General features: G+C 45.2%; 12 protein-coding genes. All 12 read right to left on the bottom strand.

What is annotated here, in order from left to right:
- Positions 1 to 18: 18 nt before the first annotated feature.
- A complete protein-coding gene (locus MHI37_RS10375) occupies positions 19 to 900 on the bottom strand; it encodes a carbohydrate ABC transporter permease (RefSeq protein ID WP_076334903.1) in 882 nt (293 codons plus the stop codon).
- Between the two features lie 13 nt (positions 901 to 913).
- Positions 914 to 1,831 (bottom strand): ABC transporter permease subunit, encoded by a 918-nt coding sequence (locus MHI37_RS10370; RefSeq protein WP_076334902.1) that lies wholly within the window; start codon positions 1,829 to 1,831, stop codon positions 914 to 916.
- 110 nt (positions 1,832 to 1,941) lie between these two features.
- The gene (locus MHI37_RS10365; RefSeq protein WP_076334901.1) at positions 1,942 to 3,594 is read right to left on the bottom strand and encodes an extracellular solute-binding protein; all 1,653 of its coding nucleotides are present in this window, start codon (positions 3,592 to 3,594) and stop codon (positions 1,942 to 1,944) included.
- Between the two features lie 155 nt (positions 3,595 to 3,749).
- Complete coding sequence (locus tag MHI37_RS10360; protein ID WP_256709628.1) at positions 3,750 to 6,050, bottom strand: helix-turn-helix domain-containing protein; 2,301 nt, start codon at positions 6,048 to 6,050, stop codon at positions 3,750 to 3,752.
- Positions 6,051 to 6,129: 79 nt separating this feature from the next.
- A complete protein-coding gene (locus MHI37_RS10355) occupies positions 6,130 to 6,762 on the bottom strand; it encodes an SGNH/GDSL hydrolase family protein (RefSeq protein WP_076334899.1) in 633 nt (210 codons plus the stop codon).
- A 238-nt stretch (positions 6,763 to 7,000) separates the two neighbouring features.
- Positions 7,001 to 8,320: a right-handed parallel beta-helix repeat-containing protein gene (locus MHI37_RS10350; protein WP_076334898.1), complete on the bottom strand. Its 1,320-nt coding sequence runs from the start codon at positions 8,318 to 8,320 to the stop codon at positions 7,001 to 7,003.
- Between the two features lie 20 nt (positions 8,321 to 8,340).
- On the bottom strand, positions 8,341 to 10,254 hold the full coding sequence (locus MHI37_RS10345) for a hypothetical protein (RefSeq protein ID WP_076334897.1): 1,914 nt from the start codon (positions 10,252 to 10,254) through the stop codon (positions 8,341 to 8,343).
- A 47-nt stretch (positions 10,255 to 10,301) separates the two neighbouring features.
- Positions 10,302 to 11,222: a carbohydrate ABC transporter permease gene (locus MHI37_RS10340; RefSeq protein WP_076334896.1), complete on the bottom strand. Its 921-nt coding sequence runs from the start codon at positions 11,220 to 11,222 to the stop codon at positions 10,302 to 10,304.
- A gap of 12 nt (positions 11,223 to 11,234) precedes the next feature.
- Positions 11,235 to 12,137, bottom strand: coding sequence for an ABC transporter permease subunit (locus MHI37_RS10335; RefSeq protein WP_076334895.1), 903 nt, complete (start codon positions 12,135 to 12,137; stop codon positions 11,235 to 11,237).
- A 77-nt stretch (positions 12,138 to 12,214) separates the two neighbouring features.
- Positions 12,215 to 13,915, bottom strand: coding sequence for an extracellular solute-binding protein (locus MHI37_RS10330; protein WP_076334894.1), 1,701 nt, complete (start codon positions 13,913 to 13,915; stop codon positions 12,215 to 12,217).
- A 123-nt stretch (positions 13,916 to 14,038) separates the two neighbouring features.
- Entirely contained in the window at positions 14,039 to 15,676 is a 1,638-nt protein-coding gene (locus MHI37_RS10325) for a response regulator (RefSeq protein WP_076334893.1), read from the bottom strand.
- Positions 15,669 to 17,423 carry a histidine kinase gene (locus MHI37_RS10320; RefSeq protein ID WP_076334892.1) on the bottom strand — a complete coding sequence of 585 codons (1,755 nt, stop codon included), beginning with the start codon at positions 17,421 to 17,423 and terminating at the stop codon, positions 15,669 to 15,671. Before MHI37_RS10320 ends, MHI37_RS10325 begins: the two co-directional genes overlap by 8 nt.
- Positions 17,424 to 17,444 lie beyond the last annotated feature (21 nt).

The raw sequence follows: 17,444 nt of genomic DNA, 5'->3' as shown, positions 1-17,444 counted from the left end.
CCCGGTGGCACGCTCTATTTAACCTTTAATCGCACCGATCATCGCACCCTTAACAAAATATTTTTGCAAGAATGGGTAGACCAGCAATATCGGCACCGTCGCCACCATAATCGTTGCATACTTCAACGTTGCCGAGAGCATCGCCACATCCTCCATCGCTGCTCCTTCCGCCATTGCGCTTGCCTCGCCCTGCAGCAAAATTTCACGCATAATTAATTGCAGTGGATATTGATCGCGATCCTGCAGGAAGATGGAAGCATTGAACCAAGCATTCCAATGACTGACCCCGTAATAAAGCAGAATAACAGCTACAACCGGCAGCGAGAGCGGTAAAATAATTCGAAACAAGATAACGAAATCGTTAGCGCCGTCCATTTTCGCTGACTCCTCCAGACTTACCGGAATCCCCTCAAACGCCGTCCGCATAATGATGAGATTAAACGTATTGACTGCAACTGGGATTATGAGCGCCCAAAGCGAGTTCCGAAGACCAAGATTCATAACAGCAAAATAAAATGGAATGAGTCCCCCGCTGAAAAACATCGTAAATACGAAAAACAGCATAATTTGCTTGCGATAAGCAAGCGTTCGGCGCGACAGCGCATATGCCCCGAAGGACGTTAATAAAATGTTAACGCCCAAGCCAAAGACGAGTATAAACAAAGTGTTCAAATAACCAGAGCTTATCATCGGATTTCGAAAAACATTCTTATATGCCTCGAAGGAGAAACCAAGCGGTCTCCACAGCATTCCTTTATGAGCCATCAGTTGAGAAGCATCGCTGACCGACGCGAAAGCGACATACATTAATGGATATACCGTTACAACCATTAGCATAATTAGAAAGATATAGTTTCCAATATCAAACAGCCTGTTGCCCCAAGATTCTGTTCTCACCATCCAAACCTCCCTGTTACCATAGACTTGTATCATTATGCTTGCGGCTAATCCAATTAGAAGAAATAACGAGAATAAATCCGATTGCTGAATTGAATAAACCAACTGCCGAGCTGAAGCTATAATTGAAATCTTGCAGCCCTACCCGGTAAACATAAGATGAAATAACGTCAGCAGTCTCGTACACGCCGGGATTGTACAGCAAAATAATTTTTTCAAAGCCGAGATTCATCATACGTCCCAAATTTAAAATTAACAGCACCATAATAGTCGGCATAATGCCCGGAATCGTAATGTGCATCATCTGCTTCCATCTTCCCGCTCCATCGATCTTCGCGGCCTCATATTGCTCTTGATCGATGCCTGTCAGCGCCGCTAAATAGATGATCGTTCCCCAGCCGATACTCTGCCATATATCTGTAGACACGTAAATCGTTCTGAACAAGCTCGGCTCCAGAAGCAAAGAAATGCGCTCGCCACCGAAAAAAGCAATGATGTCATTAATAACGCCGCTGCTTGACGTAAAATCCTTAATCATACCGCAAATGACGACAAGCGATATAAAATGGGGCAAATAAGTAATCGTTTGAACGGTCCTTTTGAACAGCTGCGCTTTAACCTCATTGAGCAGAAGCGCCAATATAATCGGTGCAGGAAAGCCGAAAATCAAATCGTAGAAGCTGATCATAAACGTATTGCGAATCGTTCTCCAAAAATAAGCACCCTGGAAAAAATCAACAAAATGCCCCAAGCCTGACCACGGGCTTCCTATAATGCCTAGCCGCGGTGAAAAATCTTTAAAAGCAATAATAGCGCCATACATCGGCTGGTAATGAAATAAAAGATAATAGGCGATCAACGGGAGAAGCATCATATATAAATATTTGTTTTTACGTACATCGAATAGTACGTGCATGATAACGTTAGCCTTCATAATAGCTCCTCTCCATCCTGGGCAATTAGGCTGTGGATGACGCAGCGGCACTAGCGCAAACATCAGCACCAGTACCGCCAGCGCTCTTCATCCACAGTCTTGCCGATTCATTATCTTGCTTCGTAACGATCGAGTGCCGATTGATAAATTTCTGTTACGCGGTCAATGCCCATCGTTTTAATGCGCGCTGTATAGTCATCAAATTTCTCCAGCGGCTCTCTCCCCATTACAAACTTCATGAACATTTCTTCCTTATAGCTCGTTACTGCAGTTAAAATTTTTGCAATCTCTTGGCTCTCCTCAATCGTTGGTGTAAGGAAGCCTGGAAGCATATGTTTCAGAGCGTCAGTCTCCCCCCATACGACAGCTGCGTCATCCATCTCAGGGAAGGTATTGAAGCTTTTTCTTGAATCACCAAGGAAAGGCCCGTTCGGCTTCGTAAATTGCGACACCATTTGCTGTAAATTATATTGAGGATCTTTAACAATTTTATCTGTAAATGTTGGAACGCCATTCGCCATCGTGTAGCTTTCGCCCTCAATTCCGAAGTTGAACAATAATGCGCCCTGCTCGCTGTAGGCATAATCAAGCCATTTTACGACAAGCTCCGGGTTTTTCGCAGCACTTGTAATCGCTTTGCTTGCAGAAGGATTAAATTCAAAGCTGCGTTGACCGATAAATGCTCGCTCACCTTTATTCAAGGTTGGATAAGGAGCAGGAACCAGGTGATAGCTCTCGTTGCTCTTCTTGCCGGTCTCCATCCATCTGCCGAGACCACCGGAAATAAGATGAACCGTTGCACCGGACTCTCCGCTCAGCATTTTTGCATCAAGCGCCTTCGTTTCTGTATTCAATGAAAAATCTTTATCGAACAGTCCTTCCTCATACCACTTACGCAGCAAAACCAGCGCATCCTTGAATTGAGGGTCAATCGGACCATATTGCACCTTGCCGCTATCGTCAATGTAATGACGATTCGCCGTTCCGTAAGCACCAATGAAAGCATCCTGCAAATTGACTTCATTATTGTACAAAGCCGTCAACGGAGCCGTTGCTCCCTTCTCTTGCTTAAACGCTTTCAAAACGGTGTACCATTCGTCAATGGTCGTCGGAACCTCCAGCTTCAGATCATCAAGCCAGTCCTTGCGGATAATTGGACCGCGGAACACGAGGCCGTTGTCCGGGCGAATCATCGGAAATACGTAATAGGTGCCGTTATCCGTCTTCATCATCTTATCAAGGTCAGGATTTTCATTAAGCAGTTTCTTCAAGTTAGGAGCGTGCTGATCAATCAAATCGTTTAACGGTATGATGGCTTCGTCGTTAATCGCTTTCTCAGGACCGCCTGGATATTCCTTCGTCCAGTCCACTTCAATGACATCCGTCAAATTATTCGAAGCGATCATCAGGTTGAATTGCTCTTTGCGTTGTCCGCTGGCAGGGTGCGTATATTTCACCTTAATGCCTGTTTCCTTCTCTAATTGCTGGCCGAACGGCGAATCTGCTAAATTGGAATAAAAGGTAATCAAATTATCATTGACCTCTTCCCAAGAAGTGATCGATTCCTTCGTATCCACTGGATATACGCCTGCCGGCTCACCCGAAGGTGCTGTTGTTGCAGGCTGACTTGTTTCCTTCGGAGACTTATTGCCGCTATTTGTAGACTGATTCGAGTTTGAGCATGCTGCTAATATACCGAAAACAAGAACAATAGAAATTAGGATGCTGCTGCTTTTCTTTAACGAGCTGGACTGTACTTTCATTGAAATCCCCCTTGATCATTATTGGTGAGTGCACTCTACGACAATTATTAGCCATTTCACAGCGATAAATAAATCATCAAAACGTAAAACAACCGTTAAAAGCTTAAATGAACGATCATTAAATTCATAACATAGGTGTAAAAGAGAAAGCCGCTCTAGCGAACTGGAGCGGCTTCGTTCATCTCTCTATATTTACCTGGGGTAACGCCTTCAAACTTTTTAAATATACGATTAAAGGTGTTGATGTCGCCGTAGCCAACCGCTCGGGATATTTCATTAACAGGGCATTTATTCGACAACAGCATCTGCTTCGCGTCCATTAAACGCGTCTTATTGATGAAATCCAGAAGCGTCTCCCCTGTCGCATCCCGGAATTGTCTGGATAAATAAGAAGGAGTAAGCTCGAAGCGATCCCCGATCATCGAAATGTTCAGCCCTTCATTACTGTACTCCGCCTTCACAAATTCAACGACCTGAGAAATCAGCTGATTCTCCTGCTTGCGGCCGCTCTCAATCATGGCGCACACCTGCTGAAGCACGTCCATCAGCTGCTGCTTCATTTCTTTAATCGTACGGCAGTTCATTAATTTATCTACTGGATTACTCTGATCAAGGAAGATCGATTTGCTTATCGCATTCATATCCTCGATCGTCTTCATCATCGTACTGATGAGATCGAACATCAAGCATTTGGCGAGCGGTGCTGACAGCGGCGTATGACCAAAGTTTTTATTGAAAATCATTTCAACCAGCTGCTCCGACTTTTCAAAATCCCCTGTCTTCATAAAGTTAATGAGCTGTTGCTCGATCGTTAATGGATAATAGTAACCGCTCATTGTGCTATCATGCTCGGATTGCTTTAAAGCTGCATAGGGTATCGTCTCGCCATTACCAAGAACAATGCTGTATTCCAGCGCTTCCATCGCCTCTTGATAAGCATTAGCGATCCCGAATATTTCCCTTTGTATATCGCTCACGGCAATGGTGAGATGCACCTGCAAATGTCTAAGCAGAAATGACTTGACGCAATCAGCGATTCTCAGGAGCTCGCTTCGATTCAATTCCTCATTATCTCCGCGGAAATTAATAATACAAGCTAAAGAGTCATCCATATCAACCATATAGGCATCATTATTTTCTCTTGAGGTCTCTTCCACCACATTCGTTATAAAAAAATGGAGCAGCCGTTTTTTCGAAGAGCCTTCAAGCGTCCCTTCATCACTGCCATATTTCCCATAATCTTCAATGTAAAAGAGAATCACCGCGTACAATGGACTGCTGAAATCTATCGCATGAGCTGAAAGCGAATCATGGAGCGGCACGCTAGTTTCCACTCGCCCCTTGAGCAGACCGGATAGAAAATGCGAGCGGACCACATCGTTATGACGCTTCAAGCGCTTGCTGATTTCTTCCTTTTCATTAAAGGCGCTATTAATCGTCTCTTCCAGAAATAAATATTCATTAGAGCTGCCATCAAATGCGACACCCGCCTTGTTGGAAAACCGGCTGATAAGCAGGCTGATTGGATTATAGTTCATACGCATGAATACATAAGAAACAACGCCGCCGACAACGAGGCATAAAAATACGCTTAAATAAATTAAACGCTTCATGTCCTCCATCTTCTGATTGAACACCTTAGCCGGCGTCAGTGTTATATACTTCCAGCCTGTCACGGACGAGGTCGTATAGGAAACAGCCAGCTCATTATTTCCTTCATTATTATACAGCACGCCTCTATCCGCATTTAAGAGATCATACCTAAGGTTTGCCGTTAATCCGCTGCTCGCGCTTGATGCGATAATCCGATTGTTCTCATCCAATATAACGACAGAGGAGCCCTCCGCAGGCGTAAAATTTTCGAGCAGCTTGGCATCGTTGATGATAATCAGAATAAGATCGCTTGGCTGACCAGGATTGTGCAAAGCAATGGACCTGGCAAATAACACCGAATTTAGCTTTTTATCGTCTGACTCATACTGTACAGGCGTGTAGCTTTGGATATAGCGAGAATTGAATATGTTTTGCCACTCCGTTGCGCTCATATCTTCTCGTTGCTTTAATAAGGCAAACAATGTTTCGCTGTCTATGCGCTCTTGAGGAGAGATGACCGTATCGCTGTTCTCATATCGAATATAAATTTGCTCAATAAATTCATTAGCCAGCTTATACACGCGCAAGCTATTCGCAATTAAAAACAACTCGTAATGATCGCTGTCTGTAAGCTCGCGCTCAGCATGGGTGAAATCGGCGATCGACTTGTTCAACGATATTTCCACGCTTATTCGCTCGATACCTCGAAGCTTGCTGTCAATCGCCTGCTCCATCTGAACAAGAGTTGACTCATTTGCGCGATTTATCTCATTCTTGACAATATCCATGGTAGATACATAAATAACCCCGCTGATCACGATCGGAACAAATAAAACCGCTACATAGGAAATCAACCAATTCACAATGATGCTGCGATTGCTAGGCCATATTCGTCTGAGAATGGCGGTTTCCTCCCCTCTTTCGAGCTTCTGCCTACTAATTCTAAGTCTTTTCTATTGCACGAAGCCAAGCATCGGAGATTAGCGCATGGCCTGCAGCCGAAGGATGTACACCATCTCCCGCCCAGTAAGAGGAATGCGCTTTCATGGATGCTTGCGCGAATAATCCGTCAAGTGGAACAAGCAGCGCATTGAACTCTCTGGCAAGCTTGCGAACAATCGTTATTTTCGGATCAAGATCCTCTCTCCACGCCTCGCGGTCAGCTGGATGAGGAAGAACAAACGGTTCTAGCATAATCAAATTGGCTTGAAGCTGCTCTTTCGTGCGTGTCAATATATCCCGATAGCCCGTTTCAAACTGCTCAGCTGACGTAGGATCATTGCGATCATACCTGCGCCAGGTGTCATTGATGCCAATATAGATGGATACCCAGTTCGGTTTAAGCGCAAGACAATCCCGATCCCATCTCTCCTGCAGATTAATTACTCGATTGCCGCTTATTCCGCGATTATAGAATGTCAAATTCATACTAGGATATTGATAAGCTAGCTTGGATGCAATCATATAGGGATAACCTCTTCCTAAATCCTCGCTCTGCTCTCTATTTCGTCCAACATCTGTAATACTATCCCCTTGGAATAAAATGATATCATCTTGCACTAGTTTCAAATTCATCTCTGTCCCACCATTCCTATGTTTGCTCAAATTATATAGGAAGGCTCATTACGAATATATCCTTAATTCCTGAAATCGGTCTTTAAAATGTGAAAACCCTATTGTTAATTCGACAATACGATCCTTTAGTCCTTTTTGTATAAGCTAATAAGTTACATACCAGCTTTGAAGACATACCCTAATAAAGCAAAAACTGCGAACACGGTTACCCGGTTCGCAGTTTCAACAAAAATTCAATTTAGTAGTATTTCCAAAATTTTCTCTTACCTTCCAATTCACTCTTCTGCGGTAAAGGGGCATTAAAGCGCGGCTCCTCCAAACTCGCCGACTTATCATTCGGGTTAGGTTCGCACGGAAAATAACAGTTTTCTTCATATACAGATGATTTCCAGCCGTCAAGCGGTGTACTACGGAAGTAGAAAGTATTTCGCTTGAAGCAATGCGAATGGCCTTCTGCCTGTGCAACAATATCTATTGGGCTCATACCTTCATACTGATAGAATAAATTCTCTTCAAGCAATGATGGAAGACCCGAATCTGCTTGAATAATACATCGTCTATCGTTGACGCTAATATTGTTTCGCAAAATCGTTCCTTTATAGCCTGGATTATAGTTGATTCCAGCACAATCCAACCAAAATCCCCCTTCATTATCATGGGAATAATTGTATTGAAAAATTGTCGTTCCGGAAGTTCCCCAGTCAGTGTCAAATGCTGTACCGTCATTCTCAAAGAGACGGGTTCGTGCGACTTCGTTGTATTGAATCAGTGCATCCGAAGTGGCACACACCCATATCCCTGCAATCAGTCTTGTATCTTCCAGATTGCCCAATGCACCAGCGTCGAAACAACGGTTGAATTCAATGAGCGGAGATATACTATTAGCTACGATAATGCCATCGCTGCCTGTACGCCGAATGGTATTGTTGCGCACAACGATGCCTGTATGATAAATATCTGTAATAAAATCTTCAAGCTGATTAACGCGTATGCCGCTGGTTAGTACGTCATGTATATAGTTTCCAGAAATCACGACGTTGTCTAAATAACTAGTCTCCGAGGAACGGCCCGGAATACTGACATAAATCCCCGAATTCCAGTACATGCTTCGGTAAGGATCAAGATTACGACGATTTTCACCCGTGACATTAAACACCTCACAGCTTTCAATGCGAATTCCTGATGTTACAGCATTCGCTTTTCCGTATACGGCAATGCCGCTGCGAAGAGCCCGCTCATCTGCATGATTGGTCACTCTAATATTGCGGATCGTCCAGTAGCTGAAACCGTCAAGTTTGACGGCTGCTTCTGCACCATTGCCGGCGATTAATGGATTATCACCTTCTCCGTAACGATCCACCTCGATAGACAATCCCTCTACGCCGGAACCGGTTGGGCATAACATGCCGTTCCAAAGTCCTCCCGCTCGAAACAAAATTCGATCACCGGGAAGAAATAAAGTTTCATTAACTTTATTTAACGATTTCCAAGGCTCCTGTTCGGATCGTCCGTCTTGACGGTCGTCACCCTCTATGTCGTTAATATAAAATGATCGCATATACACCCCTCACTCTCTGCTTAAAATATTCGCCTCTCGTACTCGGAATTTTCCGGCAAAATCTTGCGTAACGCCTCTAAACGGAACGCTGCTGGCCAAGCAACAAGCCACTGAGTAGGTTTGTTTTCACTCTTCCCATAGGTGTAATTGCATGATTCATCTTGGCTACCGACGGGTCGAGGCGATTTGCCGTCAAGCCTCAGGTCTCCATCAGATATGCCCTGTTGACCGTGCCGCCAAATAGCCCCTGCGCGTTGCTGCCATTGCGAACGCCCTGTCAAAGCCGCCAGATCGCACAATTCGTGTACGTAACAAAGCGCGAAAGGATCCATGCCGCCGTGAATGGATACCGCCGTTCCCCCGAATGTATCATAACCTAATTGCCCAAGTAGGCTTTCCTCCGGGAAGGGCTTTGTGAAATGCCACTGCCAAGTGGACAGATACCATGCTGCACGCTCCGCACAAGCCAGGTAAGAAGGATCGCCTGTTATGTCGTGCAGCAGCATACTGCTTTTCAGCAATGGAATACAAGATTCCTTATCAATCGAAAATATATCCAGAGCACCAGCTGTCGTATATCCGCTCTGTTGCAGCTCTGCCATATAATAAGCATGGCTTCGCTTAGCTTCCAACAGATAACGATCACTTCCAGTCGCTTTTGCCCCTTCACAGAGTGCCATCGTAAGGAATGCGCCTGTGCCCCCCTCCTTCACAGCCGGAGAAAGGTCCAATTCAAGCCAACTCTTTCCTATGCGTCCGGAATTGTCCATAACCTTCAGAGCGAAGTCGCAAATTCGTATTGCCATTTGACCATATGCTGGCCGATCAATGCCCAATATCCTGGCGTTTCGTTCTGCCTCGAATAGTTGAACTGCGGCCGTGCCTAGATTACAAGCATCGACCGTCTTGGCATGTCCGTTCGTATAGATATTGTTGTCGTAGTGCGTCGGAAGAAGACCGTTAGGAGCAGCAGCGGCAAGCCATGAATCTAGTACAGCAATCGCCATCTCTGCAGCTTCCTTGTCTCCCCCCATCGCGGAGTGGATCAACAAGGAATTCGCAAGTGAGGCATTTTGCCCACACCATCCAATTTCATATTTTTGCACGGATCTTTTTACCCATGCCTCGTTCTCCCAAGTGAAGCCTATACTGAATCCCTTGAATCCGTCAGCTTCCTCGGTATAGAGCAGCTTCGCATATTGAATGCCCAGCTCCCACAGGTTATCATAAGAGCGCTTAGGTGCGTGCAATACGTAGTTCTGCTTCCAGGCTGCATCCAGCAGCTTGCTCCAGGACTCGCGAGGACGTTCGGCTGCGGCGAACACCAACATGACGCTGAACTCATTTCGCGGAAAAATCGGTTTACAGTATTGCTGGGCTAGCTTGCCTTCCGTGTATACGGGAAGTGGACCATCTTGTTCTGGCCACAGCCATTCGTGAATGGTTCCCCCGTTCTCCTCATAAAGCGAGCAAGCTCCATCCAGCTGTCCTGTAGGAAGAAAACCGGCTAGTGACATCTGTTTCCCTTCCGAATAACTCGCTCCAGGGACGCTCATTCGATGCCAGCCAAATCGCCACGGAAGACCGGAATCCGCTTCCCTTTGATTAGCAAAGTACGTCGGTTCTTCCTTTTTCTCTGCTTGCTCGACAGTCGTTGCCGCATTTCGGACATCGATAAAGTCTTGGATAGCATATTTATTTCCGTTGTATTGCAACGCGGGAATTAGATCATATTCTGTAGCGTAATCCGCTTCGAACCTCATCGTCATCTCTGTCGTTGGCTTCTTCGTGCTTCTCGTCCAACAAACAACGCCCTCCTCCGTCAGGACAAAAGTATCCTTCGAGCCTTCATCGAAGACAGCGACACCTACCTTGCGTCCATTCATGTAAAACTCCGTTCCGCGCTCGCTTTCACGCCAATGAAGCAATGTCATTCAGAATCCTCCTTTTGAATGAAGATGATGTTGTCTTTCAAACGCCGCTAGCCTTTAACACTCCCGACTACGATACCCTTCACGAAGTATTTTTGCAGAAATGGATAAGCCATAATAATCGGCAATGTTCCCAAGAAAATCTGCGAAGCTTTCAGCGTACGGTCAGATATTTGAGACAAATTCATTAAATCCTCGCGGGTCATGGCACCAAAATCGCTCTGAACCACAATAGTCTGAATATAGCTCTGAAGCGGATAATTCATCGGGTTGTTCATGAGAATCAGTCCATCGAACCAACTGTTCCAGTTATCAACCATCGAAAACAGCGCAAGTGTAGCTAGTGCTGGCATCGAAATAGGGATGAATACGCGCCATAGAATCAACCATTGACCAGCCCCGTCCATAACGGCCGCTTCTTCCAGTTCTTTTGGTGTTTGGCGAAAGAAATTAAGCATTAAAACGACACTGAATATGGGGACAGCTCCCGGTAAAACTAGCGCCCATATGCTGTCGAGCAGACCGAACTGTTTGATCGTGATATACCACGGTATCAGTCCTCCGCTAAATAAGAGAGGAATGAAGAAAACCCAAGCATATACGCTCCGGAAGGCAAATTGGTTAGGCTCTTTCGATAGAGGGTATGCGACCAGCAAAATAAGCAATAGATTAAGTGGCGTCCCTATTGCAATACGCTGCAATGATACGAGCATCGCTCTCCAAAACTCCTCGCGCCCGCCAACGTAGGCATAGGACTTTAGCGTGAATTCGACCGGCCACAGCTTTACCAAACCGGTAGAAGCAGCAGAACTGGAACTGAATGAAACAGCTGCAATGTGTACTAATGGCAAGATACAAAGCAGTGATACCAGTATAAGCAGCACAGCGTTTAAGATCTCGAACCAGTCGATTCGCTTGAGAGAAGAAGCGGTGTCTGAGGGATAATTCCCAGTTGTCGTGTTCTTGGACATTTCCGTTCCTCCTTAAAATATCCGATACTTTGCAAATCGGTAAGCACAGAAATAGGACACCGAAATGAGCAGCAGTGATATGATCGATTTGAATAGCCCAACAGCGGTTGCGACCCCAAACTGGGCATCAAGCAAACCGATCCGATAAACGAATGTATCCAGGATATCTCCGCTTTTGTATACGGGAAGACTATAGAGATTGAATACTTGATCGAAACCAGCATTCAGTAATTGTCCTAAACTTAGAACGGACAGAAGCACAATGACCATGCGCATGCCCGGAATAGTGATATACCATGCTTTATGCCACCTATTTGCACCATCGATGGTCGCCGCCTCGTATTGAGCGGGGTCAATACCCATAATAGCTGCTAAATAAACGATCGTCCCATATCCGAAGTTTTTCCATACATCCGAAACGACTAGTGTCGTGGGGAACCAGCGATTATCCCCAAGAAAAAAGATAGGTTCTAATCCAATTGACTGCAAAATGGAGTTTACGATACCGCCTGATGGCGACAACATGTCAACCAGAATGCCTCCTAAAATGACCCAGGACAAGAAATGGGGTAAATAAATGGCTGTCTGAATAGATCGTTTCAAAAATTTTCCTCGAAGCTCATTCAGCAATATAGCAAAAACGATGGGCACGATAAGGCCAAACAGCAATTTTAAACTGGAAATATAAAACGTATTCCAAAGCACCTGATAGAAACCGGGTAAATCCATAACGTACTTGAAATTATCCAAGCCAATCCATTTTTGATCACCGAACAATCCCTTTGCGGGAATGAATTTTTGAAACGCCAGCACAATTCCCGCCATAGGTATATAGGAGAATGCGATAATAAATGCGAGTCCAGGTAAAATCATTGTGTGCAGCGGGAGTTCTTGTCGCCATTTGCGTTTAAGCATATTTCTCTCCTCCATGAAAACCTTCTGAGAAAAAAAGGGAGGACGGACTACGCCATTCTCTCCCCCGATATTTCAGCCTACTTGATTCGTGCTGCATTTACCTCTTGAGTAATGTCGTCGCCGCCAAGCCTTTTCCAATCCGTGACGAATTTATCGAAGCTTTCAATGGAATCCCCAAGAATGATGTTGATGAATGTTTCATTCTGAAGCTTATCCAGCGTTGATTTTCTTTCGATCATGGTCGGTGTTGGCACAGTAGTGAAGGCGTCCATCAGAAACTGGCCATTTTTATCGTACTGGTCAATGACTGCATAGGAACTTTCCGGACCATAAATCCGTTCCCAGCCCCACAATGCGAACCCATCCTTGCTGCCTGACGCGAATTCATCCAACTTTGCTTGAATACTTTTAGCTTCTCCCTGCAGAACTGAGGTGTCCCCAGATTGACGCGCCTCATTTATTTCCCGGTATGCAGCAAGATTCTTGATCGCCGGTGCTGGAGTTACAGGTGACAGCTTCCATACCCCTTCCGCCTCTGGCGGCGCATAATACTTGTCATTTTCCGCGCTTTCTCCCCAGTTCTTTTCTAAGTGCAAATTATACATCTTAATAACAGCCTCAGGATTCGAAGTCCCTTTACGAACCGCATACGCCAATCGAGTATTCGACTGATGTGGAACTTTCGCTAATTCTCCGCTTTCATTCACAAGTGAGAATGGCTGCCACTGAGCGTTGGGATCATTATCACGGCTTGCCTGCAATGGCCAAAGAGAATTCCATTGTTGGCCATACTGCATGCCAATCTTGCCGGACGCGAACTGTTCAGCTACTTTACCAGAATCCTTGATGCCAAATTCTTTTTCAATCTGCTGAGCCTTCAACATATTCTGAAGGATCTGCAAAGTCTTCTTTATTTCCGGCTGGATGCCGCCATATACGATGCTGCCCGTTGCATCTTCTATCCACATGTTGGGAAAGGCATCGTAACCAGCCATGAAGCCCTCCAGTGCCATTGCCCCTCCCCATAGTTCCTTCGATAACCCAAGACCAAATGTATCCTGCTTGCCATTTCCATCTGGATCACCTTCTGTAAAAGCCTTCGAAATAGCTAGTACATCGTCCATTGACTTAGGAGGCTGCAATCCCAGTTGTTCTAGCCAGTCCATTCTAATCCATAGCAGTTGTGAACGATCAATCGCACTATCGGTTAATGGCAGTCCCATCAATTTGCCATCGATGATCGTGCTGTCAAACGGAGCTGTCCCTTCCTGAGCAAGTGTATCCTTCGTAAGCTGTGAAGCGAATTTATCGTAATAATCAGTTAGGTCCTCAATCATATCGGAATCTGCCAGCTGCTTAAGCTGGATGGCGTCTACTAGGATAACATTTGGTAGCTCTCCTGATGCCAGCGTAACGTTCAGCTTCTGGTTATATTGATCGTTGCCTTTAACGACCCAATCGTATTTGAGTTTGATGCCAAGCGTCTCTTCGTACAAACGCGTCCACCGGTTGTCCACCAACGTCTCTCCTGTCAGGTTGCCGAGGACGTTCGTCTCGAGCGTGTCGTCCGTGGACCTTACAAACGAAATTTCAATAGGCGGATCATATTTGCTGAGCGGGCCTTGCTCTGCGCTCGCCGAGGCATTATTTGCGTTTGTCGCCTCTTCCCCATTCTTGTTATCGCTTTCATTTTTGCTGCAAGCCGACAACACCAACACAATGATCATAATTGCAATCACCGGCAGGATAGTGATCCGTTTGCGTTTCTGCATGTTCATAGCGATTCCCCCTTCTTGATTCAATTTAGCTGCGATTGTAAGACTACAACCTCCGCTACCACTATTATGACTTGTAGGAACCTACCAATCCATGTACTTGTTTTGACATTCCTTACCCTTCGTCTACTTATTTGATAGCGCTTTCCTAAACTCCTGAGGGGTAACACCAATCGCTTTCTTGAAGAAACGAGTGAATGAATGAGCGGTCTCATACCCTACTAAAGCTCCGACTTCATGAATCTTTTCCTCGCCTCTTCCCAGCAAATCTTTGGCCTTTCGCAGCCGTATTTCCTCGATGTAGGTAGAAAGATTAACACCACATTCTTGCTTAAACAGCCTCGATAGATAGGCAGGATTGAAGTGAACCAGCTCTGACAGACGCACTAGGGATAAATCGCCTGAAAGATGCTCCTCAATATAGACCTGTACTCGTTCGATGATATCCTGGGCTCTGCGTCTTTCTTCAGTATGACGATCCAAAAACAACGTGCGTGCCGTCTCCTTTACGTAAGCCATAGCCTCGCTCCGGGAAACATGATCGTCGAATCGAATAAGACGACCAAACTCAACCTTAATATTTGCTGGCCGCCAACGATTAATGTGAGATAGAAGCGCGAGTGTAATTGCATAATAGGACTCCAACGCCTGCAGGCCATCCGCATCTTCAGCAAGTAGTTCCTGCTCGCATTCTTCCAGCAGAGCTTCGAACTGGGGCTTGCGGCCAAATTCTAGATAACCCATCAACAACTCGGCTTTTTGTATAGGTGTGCGCTCTTGGTTGGATGGCCTACTATCCGCTTCTCCCCATTCCAAATGATCCTTGACGATCATCGATACCCCATCTCCGATTCGAAGCCATAATAGCTGTTGCAGCCTTTCGTAGCATTCTACAACCTCCTCCCAGCTTCTCAATGATTCGTTGATTGCAAAAGCTACTGATAATTCTAGAGATTCCATACAAGCCTTCTGAACGAGCTCAAGTGTTCCTTGGACGATTCGGCTAGTCTCACTCAGCTCCAAGACTGGAGAGTCCTCATCTGTTCTCATCGGTTGGATGAACCAAACCAAGTTGCCGCGCCTATCTGTCACACAAACAGATCTAACTTGTTCTGACAAGAAAGAATTGGTCAAGTAGTGAACAGCACTAAGCGATTCCTTCCTTGCTGCGTGCAATGATTCGGAATCCACCTCCATAATTTGGCACACCGTCATCAGAATCGGCTTATCCGAATCAAGCTGCAGGCTCATTTCCTCAAAATCGAAAGCTAGATTGGCAAATGGAATCTTACCAGCTAAGAGATCTCTCAAATAGTCGCCATGAAGATGAGACTTCAGTTCTTGTTCGAGTTCCAGCGATCGCTGTTGCAAATCGGTAATCCGCAGACCTTCCTCCAGCTCTCGTACGGTATCTGTAATTTTTGCAATCAATTTGTCGTAGCCTTCCGTCTTTAGCAGGTAACTAACACCTGGGGACTGGATAGCCTGATAGACATACCCGAACTCCGGATATCCCGTAAGAAAAATAGTACGACATCGTGGCCAATTTGCCTTGATTCGCTCGAACAACTCCAGTCCATCAATATCAGGCATGCGAATATCCGTCAACACAATATCTATGCGCGTACGACCAAGCCAGTCCAGTGCTTCGCTGGCCGAATAGGCCTTGCACACGTCCAGATCAGGCTCGTCCAGCCCACTGATCACCTCATACAATCCATCGGTGATATATTCTTCGTCATCGACGATGAGTAATCTAAACATGTTTCATTCTCCTCTCTTTAGGGATGCAAAGGTCAACTCGAAGGCCACCTAGTCCACTTCGAACCACTCGAAGCCCACTCTGATCGCCAAAACTCAATACGAGCCTGCGATGAATGTTAATCAAACCTGTCGTTTCTGCTCCAGGCTCACTGCTGCTCATCGCACGTGACAATTGCATCAAATTCTGATCATTCATACTGTTGCCGTTATCCTCCACAACAATATTCCACGCTTCTTCAGTTGATTCAAAACGTATGCAGAGTTGGCCGCCATTCTTCATTTTTTCCAGACTATGCTCAAAGCTATTCTCAATAATTGGCTGAACGATCAGACGGGGAACCGCAAGAAATTCCATATCCTCTGGCAGCGGGTCAAACAGAACCTTAATGCGACGGGAAAATCGGAAAGCCTGAATATTCGTATAAATACGGGCATGATGGATCTCTTCACGAAGACTAATGTCGTCCGATGCATTCCTTGTTATAAACTGAAAGTACTCACCCAACTGCATCGTGAACTGTTCGACACTCTCAAAGTCTTTCGTTCTTGCCATCGTATTTAGAATAAAGAAGCTGTTGTAAAGAAAATGTGGATTGATCTGTGATTGCAGTTGTTTCAATTCAGCACGCTGCGTCATAATCTCTTGCTTATATACGCGATCAATCAAATTACGCAGGTTCTCCACCATGTGGTTAAAACGGCTGTAAAGGTAACGGAATTCATCGTTATGCGCATGCTTAATTTCGATGTTGAAATCCCCGTTCTCCATACGACGAAAACTCTTGACCAGCGTGAGTAGCGGCTTATGAATGAACTTGTACGTCGATAATGTGTATACCACAATAATAAGAACTGCAGTCAGCACGAACACCCAAGCCCAAATATAAAAACGATCAATCGGCTGTAAAATGACATGTTCCGGAATATATTTACCAATAGTAAGCTCCAATAATTCAGATGTTGATTGCGTAAAGAGATAACTGTTTCCTTTAATATTTATTGATGCTGTGCTAGCGCCATCATATGCACCTAATCTTAGTGCAATATCACTATAGTCGAAGTCATTTTCAATATCGCTTCCTGTCCGAAGCGAGAAGCTTGTATCTTTTACCATAAGATAAGATCCGCTTCCAGGGTATGCATTAAACTGACCTAATGCTTCCCATAGCTTACCCGTTTCCAGTTCAATCTCTACTACAAATAATGGACTCACTCCTTTAGTACCGCTAAGCCTCGAAGCGCTGATGTGGAGGCCATCATGCCAAACAATCAATTTTGCACCTTGTCCAAATACAGTCTGCAGACTGTAATAACGCTCTTCATCAAAGGTATAGGCGCCATCTTTAGATGAAATCGATTTGCCTGTTGATGGAACATGAGCAGACACATTACGAATATAAGCGCTGCTATTTTGTATCGTAGTCAACCGGTCTTGAACCAAGTTAATGCTCTCGGTTCGCTTGACATTTCCCATCGCCGACCATGTAACGGACAGCTTATTCAAATTACTGTCATTGATCGAATCATACAAAAGGAGCTTCATCCGTTCGAGTTCGTTTTCGAGATCTGATTGATAGGTGGAAACTTGCGTCTCTGCCGATTTAGTGATGTCTTCTTTGGCTGTCTTGACACTCCAATTATAAATATAAAGACCCAGCAAAAATATGGGGATCATGATGAGCAAAAAAGTTGTAATCAGCCGGATGAAGATTGAATTGGGGAATGAAATGTCTTGCCAGGGTCTCATGGGTAGTCCTCCGTCATGAAG

It is taken from the genome of Paenibacillus sp. FSL H8-0548, assembly GCF_038630985.1.
GTDB lineage: Bacteria > Bacillota > Bacilli > Paenibacillales > Paenibacillaceae > Pristimantibacillus.
This window is presented reverse-complemented; position numbering and strand designations above follow the sequence as displayed.